General features: G+C 54.7%; 2 protein-coding genes and 2 pseudogenes. 2 read left to right on the top strand and 2 right to left on the bottom strand.

What is annotated here, in order from left to right; all coding sequences use genetic code 11:
- Window positions 1-844: pseudogene (locus ACOSYY_RS12340) on the bottom strand (hypothetical protein); the annotation flags it as partial.
- 119 nt (window positions 845-963) lie between these two features.
- Window positions 964-2,010, bottom strand: coding sequence for a DUF4062 domain-containing protein (locus ACOSYY_RS12335; protein ID WP_421662730.1), 1,047 nt, complete (start codon window positions 2,008-2,010; stop codon window positions 964-966).
- Between the two features lie 1,177 nt (window positions 2,011-3,187).
- Between ACOSYY_RS12335 and ACOSYY_RS12330 the strand changes: the two genes are divergently transcribed.
- Both ACOSYY_RS12330 and ACOSYY_RS12325 read left to right on the top strand, forming a co-directional pair.
- Window positions 3,188-3,637 (top strand): hypothetical protein, encoded by a 450-nt coding sequence (locus ACOSYY_RS12330; RefSeq protein ID WP_421662729.1) that lies wholly within the window; start codon window positions 3,188-3,190, stop codon window positions 3,635-3,637.
- Between the two features lie 5 nt (window positions 3,638-3,642).
- Window positions 3,643-3,843 (top strand): annotated as a pseudogene (locus ACOSYY_RS12325) (hypothetical protein); the annotation flags it as partial.

Raw genomic sequence — 3,843 nt, 5'->3', positions numbered from 1 at the left:
AGATCAGGGGCGCCAGAGCCCCTCCCTCTATCGGCATCACTATGTAATATGGGATCCAGCTCCTGAGGAGCTGGCGGTTTCCGATGTACTTGGCAAACGAACTCACCAGCCGAAGGAGCCCGCCCAACGTGCCCATGAGGATCACCATGATCAACACGTCTCGTTGAGTCGGCGGACAATCCAACTTCTCGCATGTTGTCGGCATACTTCCAGCAGATTCCGATCTGCCACCGATCGCCGGTGCAGATTGCCCGCCGTTGGGAGGCGGTGATGCACTTGTGGTGGGTGAGTCTGATTGGGATGTGGGGGGTGACCCAGCAGACCCACTACCACGGGTTGCTCCCTCGCCTGCCTTTCCAGAGGGCCGCGGAGAAGCACCCGCGCTTGGACCAGCAGCACCGCTTGTCTTCGCTGGAGGAAGGTATGTCGCCTGTTCCCATCGAAGGGCAATCTGGTAAAGATCGAGTCCGATAAGCACAATGGCTCCCACAAAGATCAGCCAGATCACCGGATTCGAGGCATGTTCGTAATACATGATGCTGGCACGATCTGCTGGCCCATCAGGATCGGGAACGAGGGCCTTGGTAAGACGCTCCACTATCGACATGACTTGTTGATAGGTAGAATCGGCTGCCTGCTGCGAAAGCTTGTCCCACGCTCCCGTTGGCAGTTTCAGGTCGGCGTCAAGCTGTAGGTCCTTCTGAATCCGGAGAAACTCCGGCATCACAAATGGGTCCGCCGGGTGAGCCCCTTCTTCAGGTTTGCGCTTTTCCTTTAACGACTTCAGTAAACTTGAAACCTGATCCAACAGCTTTTGGATATCCTGCTCACGGACCACAGGCATGGGAGACCTCCTCTGCTAAGATATATCCCTGTGCCAACTTCTATGGCACATGCCGCGGAATGGGTTACCGGAACCGCCATGACACATGACTTCACGAGGCATTCTCTCTCCGGGTTGCCTCACGTGGCGCTGAGCACCTTCAATTTATTCTTGCGGATGATCTTATCTATCTGGACAGGACCGATCCCGTGCTTCCGCAACAACTGGACGGATTGTCCTGTGCCGTGTTTGGCGATATCAACGAAGACATCCGTCGCCGTGATCGTCCCGGTTTGTCCAGAGCGCTGACCCAACCGCTTAATGGACGATGCGACGCAGTTTGATAGCCATGGCTGTTCCTCGACGATGTAAGGCTTGTCGATCAGGACACCTTGTGTCGGTCGCGGAAGGGCATCGCTTGGAATATCCCGAATGACCTTGCGGACATCTGAAGCGCCGACCCGGCGCAGAGCTGCGAACAAATCCTCCGTCTTGACTCCTCCATCCCCTGCCATCCGATTTTCGTTGTGCGCAATGCTAAACGCTGCCTGAAGATCCGGGGTCATCCGATCCCAGACCCGTTGCAACAGCGCGGCAACCTTGGCGTCCGGGCGCGTCTCGTCTGGACCCCGTGCCCGCACCTGTGCTCCAGTCCGACGCTCAAAGGCCTTCGGTTGCATCAGACGGTTCATCCGAAGGCATAAATGTTTACGGACGGTCTCTTCAAACACACCAGGCCCGTCGTAATCCCAAACTAAAGCCTTGCCAGACAGTTCCTTGCGAAAGGCCAATACCTTCCCCATCTGTTCCACATCCTCCGTGGTCTCCGGGTAGAATGGCTGTCTCGAAAAATACAGCATGATCGGCAACTCGGGATTCGCTATCCACTTCTTGAAGGCCAGACGAATTTCCTCTTCCGTCCCTGAGCCAGCCACACCCGTCGGGGTCCCAAATCGCCGCCACATCACTCCGATGAACAGCTCATACTTGTCCAGTTGGTCGTTAATGACCTGTTGCGGACGCCCTGCCCCAGGAATCGCATCCGTCTCCCATCGCACCAGCCTCAATCGGTAACCAAGCGGTTCTCCGTGTGTCTCATTGACCTCTTTGACAGCCTTACCGACAGCATTACGCTCCGTCGCCACATCACCAGGTGATGCGATAAAGACACGAAATTCTTTCGGCATGGATCGCCTCCTCCTGCGGGCAGACCCTAGCAGTCATTTCACAACCCTCCGTTCACCTTTCGATGGGCCCAGGCCGAACGGATATGCTCATGAAAGCATCATGTTTCTCCGTTCGTGCTGAGCCCTTCGACGCTGTTCAGGACGGGCTTGTCGAAGCACGGTCATGGGGTCTTGAAACGACTTCTTATACACGGCCCCCTTGTTATCAATAAGATGCATTACGTCCACATCAGACCCTTTTGTTTCGTTACCCTTGCCGAAAGGACCCACTGAGTTCACCACTGTAAGCATCACCTCAACCGCTGGCATAGTCCGCTCTGGTAGACCCTGTCGAGATCCACTATCGCCCTCGACGGACCGGGCCTCGTACCGAAGGACATCAGGATGAAACAGAGAGGACAGCTCATGGTTGACCTTTGGCGTTGAAGGTGGTCCTCGATATACCCGGGTGCGCGAGTTCATCGAGTTCATTTAGGAGGCGAACAACACAAACAGATGAGATAGCCTGCAATTCGTGTACTTTCTAGGGGCAATGAGAGGAGACCCGCATGCTATTGCGAAAATAGACCTGGTACCAAGGGCTTCGTAGTCCTGCTCCATGGCAGTATCAACCGGTCCGGTCAGGTGACAATCACCCAGGACTGTATCGGATCCGATACGGGGTGTATCTCTTTGTCTCAATAAACCCCTAGATTCTGGACTTCATTTACCGATGCATCCGCATGCCGTCTTGACCGGAGCCTCTCCTATTGTTTCCACACGAGCGAAGGAACCACGGGTGACTCAGAGATCTATCCTGGTGCGGTGGCTCGCGCACTCCCAGCTTCGCATCATTCCGCTGTGGACATATCTCAGGTTGCTGCGGGCTGGCGCCAACCAATTCTCAAGATGGCGATGTGATGTGACTGGGAGGCGGAGGTCGTGGCAAAAAGTGGAGGCTTCATTGCTATCCTTTCCGTACCCGCCTTTTCTGAAGAAAATCTCGCGGTTCTTCTCGAGAACCTCCGACTAATCTTGAGTACAGAGAAGCCAGAGGCAAAGGGCTATGGCTCCAAGCAGGTTACCGCACAAGAATTGCATCTTCTCATGGTCGCTTGGGAATGCAGGGCAGTTCTCAGTACCTGAGGCCCCTCACACATTCCCACAGGACGATGGCGTCAATGAGCGTTCATAGCTCATGGCGCAGGGAACGCAAGCGGTGAATCAAGACACTCGAACTGTAGGTCGTTGGACTCTTGGTTGGCTTGTTGTCGCGGGGATCGTATCACCAGGATGTGCGCTTCATTATTACGAGGAGGCTACCGGCACCGAACACATTTGGGGAATCGGCCACATGGCCATGACCATTCCACAGCGCAACGAAGGACTTCAGGTAGTCATTCATGGCACTGATGTCGTTGGTGGATCAATCGGGAGAGTTCATGACCATGGATATCTGACACTGGGCTGGCAGCGTATGGAGTTCATCGACATCCTGCAAGAAAGCGTCTCTGTGTGCGTGGAATGGCCCAATGGCAGTTTTCACAATGTCCGCGTGGGCTCGCGCTTTCCCTATACAAAGGACACCCCTACTTGTCAATCGGCAGGTGGTCACCTTCAACCGGTTTTCCCAAAGAGGAAGGAGTGATTGCCATGCGCTTTTTGATAACCCTCGGGCTCACTGGGCTCTTTGTCTCACTAAATGGTTGCGGATTGGGGTTCAACAGCCTCATCTTCGCAACAAAAACCAACTATGGTGTTGATATAGATGCTACACCTCCGGCAGCGGAGATCTCAATCGCTCGTCATGAAGGGGTCATTGAGCCGATCTTCGAAGACGGCAAGACTCTCCCA

This window comes from Nitrospira sp. BLG_2 (genome assembly GCF_049222245.1).
This window is presented reverse-complemented; position numbering and strand designations above follow the sequence as displayed.

What these genes read in the sequence shown, in the direction of transcription:
- ACOSYY_RS12330 (WP_421662729.1), top strand. Translation starts at nt 3,188, where the DNA reads ATGGCGCAGGGAACGCAAGCGGTGAATCAAGACACTCGAACTGTAGGT.
- ACOSYY_RS12335 (WP_421662730.1), bottom strand. Translation starts at nt 2,010, where the DNA reads ATGCCGAAAGAATTTCGTGTCTTTATCGCATCACCTGGTGATGTGGCG.